We start from the raw sequence: 19,037 nt of genomic DNA, 5'->3' as shown, positions 1-19,037 counted from the left end.
CTTTCCCGTCAAAACACCGCTGGTCCCCTGGACGCCTTGGCCCCACTCTCGTGTCCACCCAACCAGTGCGCCCAGCACCGGCCGAAGGAGGTACTGGCAACACCTCCCCTGAGCGTTCGAGCCGCCCTACAGTCGTATGTATGCCGCACACTGTCGAAGTCCGCGAATTCCTGATGTCCCGGCGCGCGCGCGTGAAACCGAGCGACGTCGGAATGGGCGGCCATGACCCCCGTCGCCGGGTCAGCGGACTCCGGAGAGAAGAAGTCGCCAGCCTTGCGGGTGTCAGCATCGACTATTACGTGCGACTAGAGCGCGGTAACCTCACCGGTGTCTCAGAGAGTGTTCTTGAAGCGGTCGGCCGAGCGCTTCGACTCACCCCGGACGAGAGGCATCACCTGTTCAACCTCGCCCGCTTGGCGAACAGCCCCCGTGGTGGACACTGGACGCAGCCCAGCCATAAAGTTCGACCACCGGTCCAGCAAATTCTCAACTCCTTTGCGGGCCCCGCGTGGATACGCAACGACCGCATGGACCTTCTGGCCACTAACCAGCTCGGAACGGCGCTCTACGCACCTATCTTCGAGGGCGCGATCTCCGCCCCGAACAAGGCGCGCTTCATCTTCCTCGACCCGAACGCCCGTGACTTCTACCCGGACTGGTTTGAAGTCGCACGGGGCAATGTGGCCGTCCTCAGGTCTGCGGCGGGACGAAACCCATACGACAAACACCTCAGTGACCTGATCGGTGAACTCTCCACCCGCAGCGACGAATTCCGTTCCCTCTGGGCCGACCATGACGTTCTTACCTATCAGGCTGGAGTTGCCAGGATCTCACACCCGGTCGTTGGGACTATGGACCTCTTTTGGGAGGCACTGGAACTGGTTGGTGACAACGGCCTCACTCTCATCGCCTACGGTGCGGAACCGGGATCCGAGAGCGCCGAACGGCTTCAGCTGCTGGCCGCGTGGACAGCACCCGAAGTTGACGTGACAGGCATCCCTGTGAGCGGGGATCGCCAGCCCAACACACTCTGATTACCAGAGCACCGATTGAGGCGAGGACGATCTCGACACGATCAGGCGTACAGGTGAAATGGTCGTCAGTTTCCGCCGCTCAGCCCCGTTCCTGAAAACGGCATGTGAGTCGGCACCGTGGTTTTGCGTTCTCATCCGTCGATATTCCGCACTAGAGGGGTTCTGATGGCCCCTGCCTTACCGCTGCTCGCGCGCCTACAGTCGTCAATATGATCGCACTTGCTTACTCGGCGCCCTCGGCGACCGAACCCCTTGTCCCCACCACCATCGAACGCCGTGACGTCGGCGCAAAAGACGTTTTGATTGAGATTGCCTACGCTGGCGTTTGCCACTCCGACATTCATGCCGCACGCGGGGAATGGGGCCCGATCGCCTATCCCCAGGTCTTCGGCCACGAGATCGTCGGCGTGGTCACCGAGATCGGAGCGGAGGTCACCCAGCACAAGGTCGGAGATCGTGTCGGTGTCGGCTGCATGGTCAACTCGTGCCGCGAATGCGTCAACTGCCTTGCCGGGATGGAGAACTACTGCCTCAAGGGCAACACCGGAACGTACACCTCGGTGGACCGCGACGGCACGATCACGCAGGGCGGCTATTCGTCCCATATCGTCGTCGTCGAGGACTTTGTATTGCGAGTTCCCGAGGCCATCGACTATGCCGCAGCCGCACCGCTGCTGTGCGCTGGCATCACCACCTACTCACCGCTGCGCCACTGGAACGCCGGTCCCGGAAAGAAGGTCGCCGTCGTCGGGATGGGCGGCCTCGGTCACATGGCCGTAAAAATGGCACACGCCATGGGAGCCGAGGTCACCGTACTGTCCCAGTCCTTGTCGAAGCAGGATGATGGCTTGCGGTTCGGCGCGGAGCACTATTACGCCACCAGCGACGCCAACACCTTCGACACCCTGGCCAACACGTTCGACCTGATCATCAACACCGTCTCCGCGGCGATCGATATCAACGCGTACCTCGGCCTGCTGGCCCTCGATGGCACCCTGGTCAGTGTCGGCGCCCCGGCACAGCCGTTGCCCGTTGAGGTATTCACGCTATTCGGGAACAGGCGATCGTTCGCCGGCTCCGGTATCGGCAGCATCCGGGAAACCCAAGAGATGCTTGACTTCTGTGCCGAGAATGGCATCGCACCCGAAATCGAGCTCATCTCGGCCGACTACATCAACGAGGCCTGGGAGCGCGTCGTGCGCTCCGACGTGCGTTACCGGTTCGTCATCGACGCCACAACCCTCGCCGTCGCCTGACACGAGGCACCACAGACTCAGATGGATAGCTGAAAGATTGAACCTCCGCTGGTTTCGTGCCGTTTTCTTTCTGTGAAAAGTTCGGTTTGAGCAAGCAAATATCCCGTTCAGGCTCTCAGTACGCGGCTCAAGTAGCGGTGGAGCGTCGCATTGCTCAATCGTTGCCCTTGGCCGCGTGCCGGAACAAAGCCAGGGCGCTTGAGCATTGTTCTCGGAGAACTCGGATACCGCGTTGAGAACGCACACGAGAACTATCGAGTGCGCCGACGCACGCACCGGGCCCGGCGGGTTTCCCGTCGAGCTCGGTGCGTGCCAGCGATTAGCGGTCGGCTTCAGTCGACCCGCGGTGATCAGTGCGAGTCGTTGTGATCGCTCGATCCCGCCGGAATGCCGGGAACATCATCAGGCCCGAAAATCTTCGCGTCTCCCGGGTACGGGGACGTCCAGTGGTGGGTTTGGTACCAAGTCCAGCGGTTCATCAGCTCAGGATTGTCGAAGTCGGGCACCGCGTCGTGATGGGCGGTTCCAACGAAGTGCTGCTTCTCCGACCACTTCTGCCATTGAGCGGCAGTGGCCTTCGCTGGTTCGGGAATCACGGCGGCTTTGACAGCGTCGGCGTTCACCGCGTCGGCCGCGGCACCGGTCAGGCCGAGGGTGTCGTAGCCGCACGTCGGCGCGGTAACCACCCCCTCGGTCAGGGGCACCTGGTTGAGCACCGCGCTGTACGGCGTCAGGTCCGGCTTATTCGTGAACGCGTCGATCATCGGTGTCGCTGCGGCAAGCTTCTGGTTCAGCGGTTGGGCGCCGAGGATCTGCTCGATGGTGCGGACCATGCTGATCTGCGAATAGAAGGTGCTGACCGTTTTGCCGTGCACCGCATACGGGCTGATGATCTGAACGGGCGCCCGGTGGCCGTCGACATGGTCGGCACCGTCTTGGGTGTCGTCCTCGGCGACAAAGATCGCCGAGTCCTTCCAGTATTGCGAGTGCGAGATCTCGTCGACGATTTTGCCTACGGCGAGGTCGTTGTCGGCGACCTGAGCCTCCGGATCGGCGGTACCGCCGGTGTGGTCGCTCGACAGCCAGACCATATTGAAGTTGGCCGGACCGTTCTTCTCGAAGTTTTGCTTCCAGGTCGCGTAGCGATAGATGTCCGGAACGGCCAGATCGAACGGTGCAGCGTTTGGGTCCGTTATTGCGTTGAGAGACGGGATGATCGAGCTGGCGTGCAACTGGATCGACGGGTCGAATAGCGTGGCCGGATCGCCACCAGCCATTACGTCTTTGGCCGTGCAGTAGTACTTCTGCCAGGTCGCGCCGGCTGGCTTACCCTCACCGTATTCGAACTCGCCAAAGTTCTTTGCGGTCTTGCCGGCCGCCTGGACTGAGGTCCAGAGGAAGCCGGAACGCTGGTGACCCAGCACATCCTCTTCCGTGTCGTACGAGCGGGTGTATTCGCCCGCGCTGGTCTCGGTGTACGCCGGGTTGTCGCCCTGCATAAGCCAGTTGTGGCCCTCGGCGGAGTTGGTTCCGATGTCATAAGTGTTGTCATACAGGCCGAACTGGGTCGCAAGTGCATGCTGATTCGGCGTGATCCGCTGTCCGAACTGCGTGAGCGAGGGGTCCCCGTTGCCCTGCTTCATATCGCCGTAGAGCTGGTCGTAACTGCGGTTCTCCTTGACCAATAGGAATACGTGCTTGATCGCCGACGGGTCACCGATGCGCTTCGGGATAGCAACAACCGGCCCGTCACCGCCCTGTTCGGCCTGGGACTGCTTGCCCGACTTGGAGTCCCAGCCGTTCTGGGTGAACACCGTGGCGGTGTACTTCTGGATCTGCCGATCGCTCGGCAGAGCGAAGCTGGTCAATGAGGCGGTGGTCGAGTGAGTGCCGTGTCCGGTCGCCGGGGAAGTGCCCTGACCCTTGTTAAAAGTAAGCGCTGGACCACGAGCGTCGATCCCGCGCGTATTGGTGACCACGATCCGGCCGTTCACCGCGGTGACGTTTTCAGGAAAATAGTCAGTCGGAAGTAACCCGATGGAGCTTGCAGGGTCGCGCGGGTCCTTCCGATCAACCTTGTACACCGCGATGGCGTTGGCTCGACCGAGGGAGACCAGCAGGTGGTCGTCCTGCATGGTGATCGCCGTCGGCTCATAGCCGATCGTCGAGGAGGCCCACGGCTGTGTCGCGATGGTCTGGACAACCTTGCCGGACTTCGTGTCGATGACCGAGACGGTGTCGCTGTTCGTGTTAGCGACATACAGCGTGGTGCCGTCGAGGTACATCGCTGTCGGGTGCAGCTGAACCGGGATCGTCGCGACCGGCACCGAGGTGGTGGCCGTATCGATGACGCTGAGCGTGCCCGTCGTTGAGGTGCCAAGCGTTGTGTCGGCGGGAACCTGGCTGCCGTAGGAATCCATCGTCGTATCTCCCGCGACCGCTTGTCGGCCGCCCTCGTTCGAGATGTAGAGGATGCTACCGACGAACTTCAGCTGTCGCGGAGCGATGCCCACGGCGAAGGTCTGCTTGATCGTGCCCGCAGCCGCGTCGATCGCGACGACCGTGTTTTGTCCGTTAGCGGCGGCGTAGAGAGTCGAACCGTCGGCCGAGAACGCCATGCCAGCAGTCAGTGCCTGGAGCCCACCCGTGGTCGGGATGCTGATCTTGGTGCCGGCACCGAGCGAGCCGTCCGCATTGAACGGGTACCGAACGACGCCGGTCGCCACCGGCGTGTAGAGGAACTTCCCGTCGAGGGAGAAAGTCGGGCCCTCCTGTCCGACGCTACCGTCCGAAATTTTAAGGTAGGCCATATTCCCTTAGCCGGCATTGGTCGCCGCGGTCGCGAACGACGCAGCCGCGAGGGTACCTGCCGCCGCAACCGGCTTGTATGCGTTGAGATCGAAAACCTGCAGGTCCACCGAACGGTCGGCGCTGGTACCGACGAGGTATCGGCCGTTGGGGCTGACGGCCGACCCCATGAACTTGCCGAACGGCGTCATCAGACGGTCACCGATGGGCTGGATCAGCTGACCGGATGCGATCTGCTCCCCGCCCTTGTAGTGGGTTCCGACCTGCTGGTCACCCAACGCGAACGTCGACGCGGTGGCCATACCGCCGCCCAACAGCGCAAGGGCACAGCCCGCAGCAGTGACCGCGAGGATGCGGTTTCGCTTGGTCAGCGAGGAGAAACGGCGCAGCACTGACTGTCTGCGCGGGGTTAAATTGCCATCCATTTGATGTCCCTTTCAGGAGTTCGCACACCTTAAATGCAGCACCACGATGACGTTATTCGGGTGCTCAGACCTGTCACTCAGGCTCACTGGAGCCCAAGAAAAATACTGGCGCGGCCCCCACAAGAGGGTCAACCAAACGATTGATGAATAGCTGGTTACACCGCCCCGGTCAGGCAGACTGGCGCGATGACTGAGATCGTGGTGCGTGAAGCCGAAACATTCGAGACGGAGGCAATCGCTGAATTGCGCTGGCGGTGGGTGGTGGAGCGGGGCGGAGTTCCGGTCGTGAGCCGGGATGACTTCGTGTCATCCGTGGTGGCTTTCGCGTCCGCGCATGAGCAGACACATCACCGGTTCGTGGCAGTGCGCAGCGCAGTGGTCGTCGGTATGGCCTGGCTGGCGGTGCTGCCCCGCGTACCCAGCCCGCGCGCTACCGATCGTGCTTCTGGAGACGTGCAATGCGTGTACGTCGTTCCCGAGGAGCGAAACGCCAACATCGGAGGCACGATGATGGCGGCCGTTCTTGACAAAGCTCGACAGCTGGGCCTCGAACACGTCACTGTGCACTCAAGCCCCGAGGCAATCCACCTCTACGAACGCACCGGGTTCACCGCTTCACCGCTCGTCTTGTTCGCCGATTTCGCTGGTCGTTGACTGGTTGCGACGCTCGTCGCGTCGCAGCGTTAGCTAGTCGTGAGGGCAGCGAGGTCCCGGCATGTTTTCCTGATGACTGCCCCGAGCCGCAGTGGCTGACTGATAAATGGTGAATGGCTGGAAGGCAGGCGAACGACGTGGGTGCAGCGGAGGGCCATCTGTTCCTGTAGGGCCGGGCTGAGCGCTCGATCCTGCTCACATTTGACATAGGTGCTTTCGACGTTTGTCCAGGCGACGCGTTGTGGCACGCCGCGGCCGTGACCTGGCTGCTGTGGCACGAGCAGTCCCGACGCCCATGCACCGAGAGAATCCGTACAGTCGGCGTACAGAAACTCGCGAGCATGCTCGGTAGCGATGCTGGTCGTTCCATCCGCGTTGCGCCGTACAGCGTCGTTGACGAGAGCGCCCGTGCCGCCGAGAAGCGCACCGCTTTCACCTGCGGCCGGAACGAATGCCGCGACGTAGATGAGGTGACGCACCCGATCGAGGCCGGTGGTAACCGAACCTCCATACGAATGCCCCAGGACAACCGGCGCCACCGGAAGCGCGGCCACGATACTCTGCACGGCCGCTGTGTCGTTCGCGAGCGAGCCCCGATGCAGGCGCGGAACGTGTACGCCTATCCCGTGCGCTCGAAGAACGGCCGTCAGACGATCGAAATGCGCGGGCTGATGCCATAATCCGTGGACGAGAATGACCTCCGGTCGATGACTCATCCTGCCAGCATCGCACGCTGCTGTCAGCGTCGAGCCTTGAGTCATATGCTCCCGGAACCGTGCCTGCTTCTCAACCAGCTCATACTTCGACCACACGCACAGAACCGCACAAGATCGAGGGTGTCGACGCCCGGTTGAATTCGCCGGACCTCCAGCGCGACAGACCTGGGCCCTCATCACCCAACCACCAAACGTGCCGAGGAAGCGTCAGTTAGAAACTCTCTTCGGCGCCGCTGGGATCAGATGAGCGTGCGGTTCAGCTCAAAGTATTTCGATAACGCGGAATCGTTCAAGGACCATCATTGTGTCGTCGTTCACGGTAAAGAACGGATCTCCAAGAAAGTTCCTCATTTCCTCGCTGTGCCAGAAACGTTCGTGGCCATCACGCCATTCAGCAACCGTCGAATATCCCTCCCCCTCGTCGCGCGCATGGGCCAACGGAACGAGGGCCAGACGAACATGCTGCACTGCCGTGGTCTCGATTACTGCGACCGCCTCCCTGTCCGAGTCGACAACAACTTGCCGTGCGCCGACCTGAGGAAACGGTTCATCTTCTCTCTCGTACTCCGCTGCTATGGAACTCGTCGAGGTTTTACTCCCGTCGAGGATCGCGCTAACCAGCCGGTCGCGCAACGGGCCGGGAAAGGCGAATTCAGAACGGGGCAGATCGTCGTACTCGTTCATGCCTCGATTCTTTCGGCAGCATCAGTAGAAAGCGAATTTCGCCTGAGAGAGAAACCGTCGTCGACACGGTCGGAGATGCGTGATGGCTATTGCGGTGCCGGATCCGTGACAACAGCGAATGAGGTGCAACGGCGTGGAGATGCCCGTTCAACCTGAATCCACCGGTCGGCCGCTGATGAAATCTTGAATTCGGTTTGATTCTGTTTCCGGGTTTGGGGCGTCGCTGCAGCCAGCTCAGCCCGCTTCCGCGACCTTCTTCAGCCCGTCCAGAATGCCCGACCAGTTTTGTGCAAATTGCTCTGCCTGTTTCTCGCTTTCGCAGCCTCCCTGCGTCGGGGAGACGGCGGTACCATCCTCTGCCGGAGACAGCTCGTAGCGCACAGTGTGATTGTTCCCTGGAACGTCCTCATCGCCGGCCAGCGGGCTGCAGTGGGTGATCTCCAGGACACGACCCGGCTCGGCCACCAGAATCTTGCCCCTGTCTTGGTAGGGCTTGCCTTCCCACTCACCGGACCAGGTAATCGGACTGCCCGGTTTCCAGTCAGTGTCAACGCGCGAGCCCATCATGTACTGGGCGACCTGATCTGGGTCGGTCATCGCGATCCACACCCGCCCAGGTGAGGCCGACACCTCGATGCGAGCAACTGCCTCGAACCCTGTCATGGTGAACTCCTCTGTTGTCACCCAACGAGACCAGAGATCGGCCATGCAGTCAATCCCCGCGCGGGCCAGCACAGTACGGATCGACGCGCCTGCCCCATCGAACCGATCCAGCCCACCGAGACTTCGTCCGGCCTCCTTAGCCTTCAGTTCCGTATGCCGGACGATCACCCGACGGCTCTTCGGGGACTCACCGACGCGCGATCGAGGCCGGATTTCGACCGCATCGGCTGCCCTCTGACGGAACGCCATGTGGGAATGGCGATGAGCGCAGAGTTCGGTATCGTCGATCGGACAGGCCTGCGCTCCCGTTGTCACTCTTGCTGCCTAGACTCTGGCCATGCTTCAAGTCACACCGAGCGGGCCCTTCGGCAAGGAGAGGAACCCGAATCTGCCGGTCATGTTAGATGAGTTGCTCGCAGAGTTGCGCGAGTGCTTCCAAGCGGGTGCTGGGGGAGTGCACCTGCACGTGCGTGACGAGGCTGGCGCAGAAACCCTGGACCCGGCACGAGTGAACTTCGTGGTGGCCCGGATACGCGGTCTCGCCGCAGAACTGCGCACAACTGTGGAGATTGGGCTCACCACCGGCGCCTGGATCCTGCCCCCAATGTCCGAGCGGCTGGCGATGATCCGCGAGTGGGATGGCGTGGACTGCGCGACAGTGAACCTCTCCGAAGACGGCTTCGAACGAGTGATGCAGACCGTTCTCGATATCGGGGTCGGAGTCGACGTCGGTTTGTGGGCACCTCGGGAACTGGATCTCCTCATTGCCTCCGGCTATCTCCCCGTCGCGCAGCGGGTCAGCATCGAGCTCGATCCGGGTGAGCCGAGCTTCCTCCAGGGCACGCCGCCCGGCGTGGCGAAGCGCATCAACGACGCTCTGGACGATGCCGGGTCCGACTGCCGGCGGTTGACGCACGGGATGAATGCCTGGACCTGGCCGCTGGTCGAGGACGCCTTCCGCCGCGGCCACGACACCAGAGTCGGATTCGAGGACTCCATCCTTCTGCCCGACGGCCGTACCGCCGACAGGAACGCGGACCTCGTACGCGTTGCATTCGCGCTTGAGAAAGCCACCTGACGCGGACGATCGAACAGACCGCCGGCCCTTCGGAGGCAAATGATTGAAAGTGGCGCCCGCATGCCGAACCTTCACCGTACGAATCGGCGCGGGACGGCCCCGCCAGCGTCAGGCGACAGCGTTCCCACTGTCGACGGCCATGACGGGCCGGCGAAATCGTGAACTTAGTCGACCCACGTATGGATCGGCTACCGCGAAGAGTGGTTTATTCCCCGGAGGCTTGGTCAGGTTCTTCGCGGTGGTCAAGACCTAATCAGCATCACCGTGGACCCTGCGATACCGGATCTACGTCAGACCCAACCGCCACGCTCCCTCGTGCCCGAACGACGTAAACCCGAGAGAATCATTGACGGCCAGCATGTGGTGATTCTCTTCGGCATTGAAGGTGATCACGACGGGATGGCCAGGACGCTCGCGTTGGAGGTGGTCGAGGTTAGCGACCTTGAGCAGCTTCCCCAACCGATGCCCACGATGCCCGGAGAGCACCAGTGTGTCCTCCTGGTTCACGGGACGGTCCTTGTCAGTAGGGACAGCAAGCGTCGTGAAGCCCACCAGCTGACGCGTTGCCCGGTCTTCGACTGCCGCCGTGAGAAAGTCTCGGGTGCCGTCGGAGAGGCGCACCTCCGATTCGATAAGACGCTGCACCGTCCACACGTCCTCGGGCTCGTCAAGTCCCGCCGTCGGCGCGGATCGACCCATCTGTTGTCGCAGTATCGCCATGTCGCTGCGCCAGGGATCCGGCGTCCGATTCATCCAGAAATGGACCCGATAGTTATCCCCACCCGCAAGCGACGCTTCGGCCAGCAAAGAAGGCGCGTCCTTCGGCAACGTGAGCGCGCTTGCACGTCTCACCTGCTCCAGCTGATATCCGGCGCCGAGAAGAAACCGCACCTCACTGTTGCCGGCGGGTAGAGAACCCGAGCCGCTTGTCGGCGTGACCTGGGCGCCCGGCCCCGTCGTTGAAGGCGCATAGACGATCACCTTACGAACCCCGTCAGCGTCGGCGATATCGTGCAGCCGACCTGCCATCGCAGACCCCAATCCCCGGTGCCGCCAGGCAGGATCAACATCCACGTACAGCCACGCCGTCGGCTCTGCACCCCGCTCGAGGTCGTAGTAGCCGCGAGCGACGATCTTGTCCTGGTTGCGTACAGCGAATATGCGAATGCTCGCGTGCGGTTCGGCATAACGGGGCCACGACTCCTCCGGGGTCAGGCCCACATCTTGTCTGCCATAGATCAGAGCCTGATTCTCGGCATGCAACTGCAACCCCCTTGCGAAGTCAACCCATCCGCCGCCACCAATAGCGCTTGGAGTCGGAAGCTCGAGGATGAGGGCACAATCGATCACCGGGACAGTCAACCATGCTGCAATAACGCCCCTTCCTCGAGCATCCCGAAGCGCAGACACCGGATTCTGAAGACAGGGCCTGCCGTGTCCCTTAGAGCCTGAAACGACACCGCCGCCGGGGGCGGCGTGGAGCGTGTCCGGCATTGGAATTCAGGCGCGCAGGCAGTCCTGTGAAGCTCGCGGTCATCGAGACAGGATCAGAGGCAACGGCGACCTAATCCGATGCCAACCACCTGCCCGTAAGCCGGACGATCAGCGGGCTACTTTTTCCGGTATCGCTGCATCCCGCCGGAGACCACTTTTCGACCCGATCGGCCGCCCGTAGGCGGAACGCGTTACGGGTCGACTTCCTTCGTCAGGAGTAAGCCCTTGGGCGTTCATCTCGTGCCGGCGAAGATGCTCTCCAGTTTTGGAGTGTTCGCGCCGGCAAGCAATGCGCGCACCACGTGCTGCAGTGCGGGAAGCTCGGTGTGGCGAGAAGAGATCGCGTGCGGTGCAAGTCCGAGACGGCCTAACTCCCCCCGGAGCTGACGGCACCAGTAGGTCGTCGCGAACCAAACCGGCATCCGCAGGAAGAGAACACGCAAAACAGGTGGCGTTGTTGTTGTGCCCCGTGCTTCAAGAGCGGCGAAGCCTTCGCGCACTGCCTGGACAAGATTACGTACCGCGGAGCGATCCGCAGCAAGCACCATGACATCACCGGTGGCGGCGATGGCCGACTCAAAGGCCGCAATGAAGATCGCATGGGTTTGCAGCCATGCCGGCATCCTCAGCGTCGTTGCGGTCGGGAATCCGGCCGACTTCAGCAGCGCAAGCACCTCACCCTGCGGGCTGGACGTATCGGTGGCCCCGCTGCTGCTCAGGCCGACCATCGTGGGTTGTTGTGGCACCTCGATGTAGGTGACGATGCCGTCATTGTCGAGGCGTCCCGCAACTCCGGGAAACGCCGCAACGCACCGATCAGGACCGACGACCTCGGCAAGCGTGTCTAGCCCGCGAGGCAGGTTCACCAAACTCGCAACCACTCGAGCCTGGATCGAAGCGATGTGAAGCAGAGCAGCATCAACCTGGTCGCCTCGCACCGTCACCAAAGCAATATCGATCGGCCCTGCCTCCACCGTGTTCTCGACGATCCTCGGGAACACCGTTTCAGCGGTCCGCTGCCCTTTGCGCAGTACGATCCCCGTTTGTCGTAACTGATCGGCTGCCGCCCCGCGCGACAGGACCACCACCTCAAGCCCGGCCGCCAGGAATCGGGCAGCGTAGATACGCCCGATCACTCCGGAACCGAAAATCAGAACCCGCATGGAAACCCCTCACACGACACCGGCAAGCGGAACCACTCCGCACCATCGTCAGGTAGTGCGATGCCTCCGCACGTCTCGTAACAGCAGGATCCAGAAGGCCGCAGAGCACACCAGCGCTATCACCGCAACCCACGGCTGGCCTACCCACAACCAGACCGCGCCGGCATCATCAAATCTGAACGACACCGCGAGTCCCAAGAAAAGCACGGCCGGGACGAAATACCGGGAGCGAACAACAGACATGAGGACCTCCTGTAGCTTTCAGTGCCGAGTGTAATCGCCACCGGTCATGATTAGCAGGCGTCGAAACGGGAACCTATTACGGGCGGTAGTTTTTGCGGTCCTCATAGAGCGAGCGAGCGCTGGGATCCACGCTTCGGCCACCGTTGGCCGCTCCTCCCACTTGGGTAAGAACAAGTGCCAGGCCCTTGGCAACCCGACCCATCAACCTGAGAAACGGTTTGAACATCGTTGGTCCCTTCTCCGTTAGTTCAACTCTATGCAGCAACGACGGGCGACACAGTTTGAGGGCGAAACTGGCCTTCGCATCCCGGAGTTCGAACGTTGTCATAAGGGGAACGGTCACCGGACGCTCTTCGTCCGGTGGCGGATCCTGCCGCGGAACGGCGGTGGTGCTAAAGCTGAAGGTGAAGACGCAATGCGTCGTCAAGCCTCGCCATGACGTCTGCAGGGGCCCGCCCGAGGATCGCGCCCAACCGCTCGACGGCGATCGAGCGGACCTGCTCCGCCTGGGCCTTGGAGTCGAGCGGTAGCCCGGTCGCACTGGCGGGCAGCAGGGCTTGAAATGGGAAGATCCGGTCGGTGTTGCTGGTGACCGGCACGACGGTGACCACTCCGCGGCCAAGCTGGGCCGCGATCGAGTTCGCGCGATCGTTACTGACGATCACCGCCGGACGTCGTTTATTGGCCTCGCTTCCGCGCGCAGGATCCAGATCCACGAGCCGGATCTCACCGCGCAGCATCGGCGATCCCGTCAGCTGCGGTCACGCTCCACGCCGCGTGGTCACCTGATGCCTCCCACTCGTTCCAGGCGGCCTCGTAATCCTCTTCAAGTTTGGGATGACGCAGCATGCGCACGGCATGGTGCAACGCGGCTGACCTTGACGAGAGGCCGGCAGTGCGAACAAATTCGTCGAGGACAGCCACATCCTCGTCCGGCAGACTGACACTGAGTTTCATACCGAAATGCTACCGCGGTATTACCACAACGGGGCAGGCGTCGGCTGCTTCTGCCGTTGCTTGTGTGCCGTCCAATAAGCGGAACCTCAATTGCAGCGCCGGTTAGCGAGCTCGGAGAGAGACGGGGTCTGGTCGGATGACGTATCTGACGGGGGCTTGGGGAAGCTGCGGAGCAAAGGTTGCGGGTTGCATCATCCGGTGTCCGTTGACGAGTGGCGTGTCGAGGTAGAGCCGGTTGATCTGAAAGCGAAAATGCCCGGTGGGCAGGTCTGGACTGTGATCCGCACCGGGCTGAAGTTGCTCGACTATCCAAGCACCGGGGTCGCGCCTCAGCTCGGTTGCGAGCACGCTGGTTTCCGGGTCCCCCATCAACAAAGCCCAAAATTGATCATCAGTGGATTCCGCGACGGTGTCACGCTCCGACTCGGTCATGTTTGTCATGGCGGCCACAGCGAGGTTTCGCATAAGTCCGGTGGTGACGACATTGATCGCAGACAAATGAAAGAGCGCTTCGCCTGCAATCAGATTGTGGAGGTAGCTGGCCGTCTCGGCATCGGTATCGACAGCTCCGTCGAGAATACGAAGTCGTGACAGCGTCATCGGTGGTGACTGGTGCGTCCGACCATGGGCGCGTCCGCTTCGGACGAACGAATCCAGGTGATCGAGCTTCAACAGTCCCGCAGCAGCATGCAGGGTGGAAGGTCGACGGCCGTCCACAACGTCGACTATCAGAGCCGCGTCAATGCCGTGCCTGTGGAAAAGATCCCCGAGCTCATGGATGCGGGTGGAACCAATGGTGTGGTGGTTCAAGCCTTCGATTCCCTCGAAGGTGTGACTGAAGGGTAGGTGTCCAATGTCGTGCACGTGAGCCGCTGCTCGCGACACGTGATCATCAGGGGCGAAATTGGCCACTAGGGAAAGGAGCCCGAGGGAATGCTCGAGTCGTGAGTAGGTCTGATTGGTGGCAATACAGGAAGCTCCGGCATGGGCGATGAACCCCAGACGGCGAACCCACCAGGTTCGAAGTAATTCCCGTTCAAGCGGCGTGAGCTCGACGGTGACGCGCCAGAGCGGATCCACGTAAACGCCGTGAAGGGAAAGCGTGTCCGATGGGACCAAAGACATTGGGAACTCATAGTTACGTGATGTTTTGCGGACACTGGCGGCAATCTCAAGCTACCGGCAAATCATTTGACCTGAATGGAACGCAAGCCGGATCTCAACCGGGGCAAACACGTCGACAGAGGTTTCCCGGATGGCTCACTTAATGAAGAGCTCAGGACTCCGAAGGGACCATGGGTAGCTCGAGTCCGTAGTTCCAAGAAAGGATGGCCGGCTGCTCGCGGTAGAAACTGAGCACGGACACTGATCCCGCATCCAGAGTGATCTGGGCCGCGAAACGTGGGGCCATCCGCAGAAACACGGCCGTCAGGATGCGCAGAAAGTGGCCGTGCGCGATCAGGGCGACATCTCCCTCCGCCATCGCAGGCAGCACTCGCGTAAGCACGCGCGAGGCGCGCGCGGCGACCTCTTCCACTGTCTCGCCGGGCGTCCGCCCACGAATCACACCGTGGGTGAAAGCACTCCAGTTGTAGCCGAGCTCGCTGCGAATGTCGCGCGAGGTACGCCCTTCGTACCCGCCGTAGTCCCATTCCACGAGGAGCGAATCGACCTCGGCATGCAAGCCCGCCAGTTCGGCGGTCCGCTGCGCGCGCTGCAGAGGCGAACTCAGAACCAGTGAGAAATCGTAGCCAGCGACCAACCGACCTGCGCCGCGGGCAAGCTCCTCACCTCGAGCAGTGAGCGGAACATCCGTGAGTCCTGTGTGGCGTCCTTCCTTGGACCACTCCGTCTCCCCATGGCGCAACAAAACCAACTTCCCCGAAGGGTTGTCGGGAGCGGGGTGTTCGGGTAGCGGATCGTTTGTGAGCACCCTCCAACCGTAATCGCGATGGCTCGCACATGGCCGAACCATCGAAACAGCCTGCAGAACAGCGGACAGTTGAGACCGCCGGACCTCCAACGGACACTCCTCCGCGACGACTGAGTTCCGCGCCGCGCGTGGTCGGGAGGTGCCCGTAAGACGCGCCCGTTGAGGATTCGCGCCCGCGTGGCTCTAACGCGACAACGTTTCGACCCCTCCGGTCGCCGCGAAACCCACCGCGCTGGTTTTTAGTAACGAGACGCCGCAGGAGCAGAGCGACAAAGCTTGTTGACTATGCGCGCGTCTCGACGCGGCAGCAGTCCAAGCCGACGACACTCTCATCATCATGTCTGTGGAGCGGCTTGGACGATCGACCCAGAACATGCTCCCTTTCGCCAAAGACATCCGCCGCTGCGGTGTCGGCCTCCGCGGACTAAACCCGGGCGGTTTGCCGCGAATAATCACCCACAGCGATATCCGCAATACCCGGTTGCTCTTGGGGTGAGAAAAGTAGGAAACGGAGGGCTTCTGTCGCACGCGACCTGCAATTGTTCCGAGCCGCTTTCGTCGGCCGGCCGCTCGCCTTGGGGTAGCGGCGCGCAGCGGGCGGGCAGTCCTGCCCTAGCGTTGCAGGATGACCATCGCATCCGCCTCCCACCGGGCGGCACGCCCGTTTGGAGCGGTCGGGCTCGTTGCGATCGGCCTCATCTGCCAGGAGGTCGGAGCCTCCTTCGCAGTGTTGCTCTTCCCCTCGGTGGGCGCAATCGGGATGGTTTCGCTTCGACTCGCGTTCTCCGCGATCGTGCTGCTCGCCATCGCCCGGCCGAGACTGCGCGGTCACAGCCGGAACGACTGGCTCACCGTGATCGCCTTCGGGATCACCCTTGCTCTGTTGAACGCCCTTTTTTACGAGGCGCTCGCCCGGGTGCCGCTCGGGGCCACCATCACGATCGAAGTGCTCGGACCCCTGGTGCTCTCGGTCGTGATGAGCCGCCGCGCATCGAGCTGGCTGTGGGCGGTGCTCGCCTTCGCCGGCGTGGTGATCCTCAGCCAAGGCAGCTTTGGCGATCTGGATCCAGTGGGCGTCGCCTTCGCGTTCGGCGCGGCGGCGATGTGGGCGGGTTACATTCTGCTCTCGGCTGGCACGGGGACACGGTTCCCACGCCTGGACGGGCTCGCCCTGGCGATGACCGTCGGAGCCGTAATCACCGTGCCGTTCGGCATCGCGAGCGCCGGTCCGGTGATCTTCCAGCCCAGGATTCTGCTGCTCGGAGCAGCCGTCGCCGTGCTGTCATCAACCATTCCCTACACTCTCGAACTGATCGCCCTGCGGCGCCTGCCATCGGCGACCTTCTCGATCCTGATGAGCCTCACGCCGGCAATCGCGACAGCAGCCGGGTTCCTGATCCTCGGCCAGAAGTTCACCGGGGTGGCCTTCGCGGCGATCGGCCTCGTGATCGCCGCAAGCATCGGTGCGGTCGTCTCCTCCTCCCACGCGGCTCGACTGGGTGAAACCGGCCTCGGCGAACCGCTCAGCTGAGTGCCACTGGGACCTCGACCCGACCGCCGACCTGCCCACCCCGACCTGACCGACGTCCGTACAGAGACGCCGGGTTAGGCTGGAACCTCCCGCGACCGTTAAATCGAGAGGGAGATCGTGCCGGAAGCAAAGCCCACCAGTCTGCTTCGATCCATCCTCGGACTATTGGGTTTCAGTGCGCTTGCGGCTGTTCTGATCGTCGCACTCACCGCACCCGCGATCGTCGCCACCAGCCAGGTTACGAACAACGCGGCCGGCCTGTTCGAGAACCTGCCCGACTACGTCAAGATCGGTAACCAGTCCCAACGCAACCTCCTCTACGGACTCCGCGGCGGCGAACAGGTGCCCTTCGCGCAAATCTATGACCAGAATCGCCAGGAAGTGGCTTGGGATGCGGTCTCTCCCTTCGTCAAGGATGCCCTGGTCGCCGCAGAGGACGTGCGCTTCTACCACCATGGCGGCGTCGACCTCGCCGGTATCGCTCGCGCCGCGGTGAATAACCTCACCGGCAACGACTTGCAGGGCGCATCGACCATCGAGCAGCAACTCGTCAAACAGCTGGCGATCCAGGAAGCCGTCGCCACGATCCGCGATCCGAAGAAGCTCGAAGCAGCCAAAGCGAAGGCCCAGGCGAACACTCTCGACCGCAAGCTCAAGGAGGCCAAGCTCGCTGTCGGCCTAGAGAAAAACTACACGAAACACCAGATTCTGCTTGCCTACCTCAACATCGCAGGATTCGGTGGAAACACTTACGGTATCGAGGCGGCCGCTGAGCAGTACTACTCCACGACCGCGGCGAAGCTCACCCTCGCCCAAGCCGCGAGCCTTGTCGCCGTCGTGCAGCAGCCACCCCTGCGCAACCCGGGTTCTTCGGCCAACTGGGAGCGAAACAAGGCCCGGCGCGATACGATCCTCGCCACCATGCTCGACAAAAAGATGATCACCAACACGCAGTACGCCGAGGCGATCGCCACCCCTGTCGATGCGACGACGGTAAAGATCAGCCCCGCGACCAATGGATGCTCCTACGCCTCGGCCGCGAAGTCATTCTGCGACTACGTGATCAAGAACGTGAAGAACCTGCCGGGCCTGGGGAAGACTGCTGCCGACCGCCTCGCCGCGTGGCGCCGGGGTGGCAATGCCGTCTACACCACCATCGACCTCGACCAGCAGAAGGTGGCCGAGCAGGATCTCGCCGAGCGTACCCCCGCCTCCGAAGCGCGCTTCAAGCTCGGCAGTGCAGTCTCCACTGTGCAGGTCGGCACCGGCCGCATTGTCATCATGGCTCAGAACAAGGGGTTCGACGATACCGGCGAAGGGGATACGGCGACCACCACCGCGATTAACTTCAATACCGATAAGGCGTATGGCGCGTCGTCCGGCTTCCCAACCGGGTCAACCTGGAAGCTTTTCACTCTCATCAACTGGCTGCAGAATGGCCACGGCATCCAGGACACGGTCAACGGCAACATCCAGTTTTATCCCGCCGGGTCAAAGTCGTTTCCGGCTACCTGCGATGGCGGGTTTTATAAACTGAGCGATAGCTACAGACCAGAGAACGACAGTGGGTTCAGCCAGGGCCAGATGAGCGTGCTGAACGCCACCAAGGATTCGGTGAACGCGGCCTTCATCAACATGGCGTCGAAGCTGGATCTCTGCGACATTCGCGACGTGGCGAAGTCAATGGGAGTGCATAACGCCGACAATTCCGAACTCGCACACGGCCCGGGCTCAATCCTCGGTACAAACACACCGTCGCCGCTCACGATGGCCAACGCCTACGCCACCGTAGCCAGTGGCGGCAAGCTCTGCCAACCGATCGCGGTCGACAAGATCGTGGGACCGGATGGTAAGGAGCTGCCTGGCCAGCCCCAGAGCTGCAGCCAGGTGCTCACTCCCGAGGTGGCCGCCGCGGCCGCTTACGACCTGCAGGGGCCGCTGCAGCCCGGTGGCACGGGCGCGATCGCTAATCCCCGTGACGGTACCGCGCTCTTCGGCAAGACCGGTACCGCCGAGGCAATTCAGAGCTATATGGTCGCGTCGAGCACCCAGACAACTACCGCGGTGTGGATCGGCAACATCGAGGGTGACCAGAATATGCGACGCATCTCGATCGGCGGCATCCTGGCCTCTAATCTGCGCACCTACGTGATGAAACCGATCTTGGCCTCGCTGAATGCGAGTGCGGTCTACGGCCCGGGCGGCACCTTCAGCGAACCGACGGGAACGCTGCTACGGAGCACTACCTATCGTCCCCCACCCCCGACGCCGACGCCGACGCCCGATCCCACAACGGGTCCCGTGACCGGGACCGGAAACGGGAACGGGAACGGCAACGGCAACGGAAAGCCACCCGGGCGCCACGGCTGAGTCTGCTTAGCTCGATGCCGAGTATCCC

Annotated in this window: 18 protein-coding genes and 1 pseudogene; 7 read left to right on the top strand and 12 right to left on the bottom strand. The window is 62.3% G+C overall.

The genetic code is table 11. The features are described 5' to 3' along the window. Positions 1-140 precede the first annotated feature (140 nt). Both RCH11_RS14420 and RCH11_RS14415 read left to right on the top strand, forming a co-directional pair. Positions 141-1,034, top strand: coding sequence for a helix-turn-helix transcriptional regulator (locus RCH11_RS14420; protein ID WP_327057706.1), 894 nt, complete (start codon positions 141-143; stop codon positions 1,032-1,034). 209 nt (positions 1,035-1,243) lie between these two features. Beyond that, positions 1,244-2,290, top strand: coding sequence for an NAD(P)-dependent alcohol dehydrogenase (locus tag RCH11_RS14415; protein ID WP_327057705.1), 1,047 nt, complete (start codon positions 1,244-1,246; stop codon positions 2,288-2,290). Positions 2,291-2,640: 350 nt separating this feature from the next. Here RCH11_RS14415 and RCH11_RS14410 read toward each other — a convergent pair whose 3' ends face one another. Both RCH11_RS14410 and RCH11_RS14405 read right to left on the bottom strand, forming a co-directional pair. Then, on the bottom strand, positions 2,641-5,100 hold the full coding sequence (locus RCH11_RS14410; RefSeq protein WP_327057704.1) for a bifunctional YncE family protein/alkaline phosphatase family protein: 2,460 nt from the start codon (positions 5,098-5,100) through the stop codon (positions 2,641-2,643). A gap of 6 nt (positions 5,101-5,106) precedes the next feature. Then, positions 5,107-5,523, bottom strand: a complete 417-nt coding sequence (locus tag RCH11_RS14405; RefSeq protein WP_327057703.1) for a hypothetical protein — start codon at positions 5,521-5,523, stop codon at positions 5,107-5,109. Between the two features lie 186 nt (positions 5,524-5,709). On the opposite strand from RCH11_RS14405, the gene RCH11_RS14400 reads away from it, so the two are divergent. Continuing rightward, a complete protein-coding gene (locus RCH11_RS14400; protein ID WP_327057702.1) occupies positions 5,710-6,177 on the top strand; it encodes a GNAT family N-acetyltransferase in 468 nt (155 codons plus the stop codon). Positions 6,178-6,206: 29 nt separating this feature from the next. On the opposite strand, the gene RCH11_RS14395 is transcribed toward RCH11_RS14400, so the two are convergent. From RCH11_RS14395 to RCH11_RS14385, 3 genes are all read right to left on the bottom strand, one after another. Further along, positions 6,207-6,893, bottom strand: coding sequence for an alpha/beta hydrolase (locus RCH11_RS14395; protein ID WP_327057701.1), 687 nt, complete (start codon positions 6,891-6,893; stop codon positions 6,207-6,209). 261 nt (positions 6,894-7,154) lie between these two features. After that, positions 7,155-7,577 carry an ASCH domain-containing protein gene (locus RCH11_RS14390; RefSeq protein WP_327057700.1) on the bottom strand — a complete coding sequence of 141 codons (423 nt, stop codon included), beginning with the start codon at positions 7,575-7,577 and terminating at the stop codon, positions 7,155-7,157. 234 nt (positions 7,578-7,811) lie between these two features. Further along, positions 7,812-8,555 (bottom strand): SRPBCC family protein, encoded by a 744-nt coding sequence (locus tag RCH11_RS14385; protein ID WP_327057699.1) that lies wholly within the window; start codon positions 8,553-8,555, stop codon positions 7,812-7,814. 22 nt (positions 8,556-8,577) lie between these two features. Here RCH11_RS14385 and RCH11_RS14380 point away from each other — a divergent pair, with 22 nt between their 5' ends. Next, complete coding sequence (locus RCH11_RS14380) at positions 8,578-9,318, top strand: 3-keto-5-aminohexanoate cleavage protein (protein ID WP_327057698.1); 741 nt, start codon at positions 8,578-8,580, stop codon at positions 9,316-9,318. A 285-nt stretch (positions 9,319-9,603) separates the two neighbouring features. Here the strand turns inward: RCH11_RS14380 and RCH11_RS14375 are convergent, their stop codons facing one another. From RCH11_RS14375 to RCH11_RS14345, 7 genes are all read right to left on the bottom strand, one after another. Next, the gene (locus RCH11_RS14375; RefSeq protein ID WP_327057697.1) at positions 9,604-10,668 is read right to left on the bottom strand and encodes a GNAT family N-acetyltransferase; all 1,065 of its coding nucleotides are present in this window, start codon (positions 10,666-10,668) and stop codon (positions 9,604-9,606) included. 377 nt (positions 10,669-11,045) lie between these two features. Next, positions 11,046-11,975, bottom strand: a complete 930-nt coding sequence (locus tag RCH11_RS14370; RefSeq protein ID WP_327057696.1) for a ketopantoate reductase family protein — start codon at positions 11,973-11,975, stop codon at positions 11,046-11,048. Positions 11,976-12,023: 48 nt separating this feature from the next. After that, on the bottom strand, positions 12,024-12,218 hold the full coding sequence (locus RCH11_RS14365; RefSeq protein ID WP_327057695.1) for a hypothetical protein: 195 nt from the start codon (positions 12,216-12,218) through the stop codon (positions 12,024-12,026). 392 nt (positions 12,219-12,610) lie between these two features. Then, entirely contained in the window at positions 12,611-12,958 is a 348-nt protein-coding gene (locus RCH11_RS14360) for a type II toxin-antitoxin system PemK/MazF family toxin (protein WP_327057694.1), read from the bottom strand. Then, on the bottom strand, positions 12,945-13,175 hold the full coding sequence (locus RCH11_RS14355; protein WP_327057693.1) for a ribbon-helix-helix domain-containing protein: 231 nt from the start codon (positions 13,173-13,175) through the stop codon (positions 12,945-12,947). The genes RCH11_RS14360 and RCH11_RS14355 overlap by 14 nt, the downstream gene beginning before the upstream one ends. A 102-nt stretch (positions 13,176-13,277) precedes the next feature. Next, on the bottom strand, positions 13,278-14,300 hold the full coding sequence (locus RCH11_RS14350; RefSeq protein ID WP_327057692.1) for an HD domain-containing protein: 1,023 nt from the start codon (positions 14,298-14,300) through the stop codon (positions 13,278-13,280). Between the two features lie 151 nt (positions 14,301-14,451). After that, a complete protein-coding gene (locus RCH11_RS14345) occupies positions 14,452-15,108 on the bottom strand; it encodes a histidine phosphatase family protein (protein WP_327057691.1) in 657 nt (218 codons plus the stop codon). Between the two features lie 310 nt (positions 15,109-15,418). On the opposite strand from RCH11_RS14345, the pseudogene RCH11_RS14340 reads away from it, so the two are divergent. From RCH11_RS14340 to RCH11_RS14330, 3 genes and pseudogenes are all read left to right on the top strand, one after another. After that, positions 15,419-15,604 (top strand): annotated as a pseudogene (locus RCH11_RS14340) (hypothetical protein); the annotation flags it as partial. 129 nt (positions 15,605-15,733) lie between these two features. Then, positions 15,734-16,639 (top strand): EamA family transporter, encoded by a 906-nt coding sequence (locus RCH11_RS14335; RefSeq protein ID WP_327057689.1) that lies wholly within the window; start codon positions 15,734-15,736, stop codon positions 16,637-16,639. A 117-nt stretch (positions 16,640-16,756) separates the two neighbouring features. Next, a complete protein-coding gene (locus RCH11_RS14330) occupies positions 16,757-19,009 on the top strand; it encodes a transglycosylase domain-containing protein (protein WP_327057688.1) in 2,253 nt (750 codons plus the stop codon). Positions 19,010-19,037: the final 28 nt, after the last annotated feature.

The sequence above is a fragment of the Glaciihabitans sp. GrIS 2.15 genome, from assembly GCF_035984695.1.
Lineage (GTDB): Bacteria > Actinomycetota > Actinomycetes > Actinomycetales > Microbacteriaceae > Lacisediminihabitans.
This window is presented reverse-complemented; position numbering and strand designations above follow the sequence as displayed.

Excerpts from the sequence above, each read along its gene's own strand:
- RCH11_RS14420 (WP_327057706.1), top strand. The coding sequence starts at position 141 with ATGCCGCACACTGTCGAAGTCCGCGAATTCCTGATGTCCCGGCGCGCG.
- RCH11_RS14415 (WP_327057705.1), top strand. The coding sequence starts at position 1,244 with ATGATCGCACTTGCTTACTCGGCGCCCTCGGCGACCGAACCCCTTGTC.
- RCH11_RS14410 (WP_327057704.1), bottom strand. The coding sequence starts at position 5,100 with ATGGCCTACCTTAAAATTTCGGACGGTAGCGTCGGACAGGAGGGCCCG.
- RCH11_RS14405 (WP_327057703.1), bottom strand. The coding sequence starts at position 5,523 with ATGGATGGCAATTTAACCCCGCGCAGACAGTCAGTGCTGCGCCGTTTC.
- RCH11_RS14400 (WP_327057702.1), top strand. The coding sequence starts at position 5,710 with ATGACTGAGATCGTGGTGCGTGAAGCCGAAACATTCGAGACGGAGGCA.
- RCH11_RS14395 (WP_327057701.1), bottom strand. The coding sequence starts at position 6,893 with ATGAGTCATCGACCGGAGGTCATTCTCGTCCACGGATTATGGCATCAG.
- RCH11_RS14390 (WP_327057700.1), bottom strand. The coding sequence starts at position 7,577 with ATGAACGAGTACGACGATCTGCCCCGTTCTGAATTCGCCTTTCCCGGC.
- RCH11_RS14380 (WP_327057698.1), top strand. The coding sequence starts at position 8,578 with ATGCTTCAAGTCACACCGAGCGGGCCCTTCGGCAAGGAGAGGAACCCG.
- RCH11_RS14370 (WP_327057696.1), bottom strand. The coding sequence starts at position 11,975 with ATGCGGGTTCTGATTTTCGGTTCCGGAGTGATCGGGCGTATCTACGCT.
- RCH11_RS14365 (WP_327057695.1), bottom strand. The coding sequence starts at position 12,218 with ATGTCTGTTGTTCGCTCCCGGTATTTCGTCCCGGCCGTGCTTTTCTTG.
- RCH11_RS14360 (WP_327057694.1), bottom strand. The coding sequence starts at position 12,958 with ATGCTGCGCGGTGAGATCCGGCTCGTGGATCTGGATCCTGCGCGCGGA.
- RCH11_RS14355 (WP_327057693.1), bottom strand. The coding sequence starts at position 13,175 with ATGAAACTCAGTGTCAGTCTGCCGGACGAGGATGTGGCTGTCCTCGAC.
- RCH11_RS14350 (WP_327057692.1), bottom strand. The coding sequence starts at position 14,300 with ATGTCTTTGGTCCCATCGGACACGCTTTCCCTTCACGGCGTTTACGTG.
- RCH11_RS14335 (WP_327057689.1), top strand. The coding sequence starts at position 15,734 with ATGACCATCGCATCCGCCTCCCACCGGGCGGCACGCCCGTTTGGAGCG.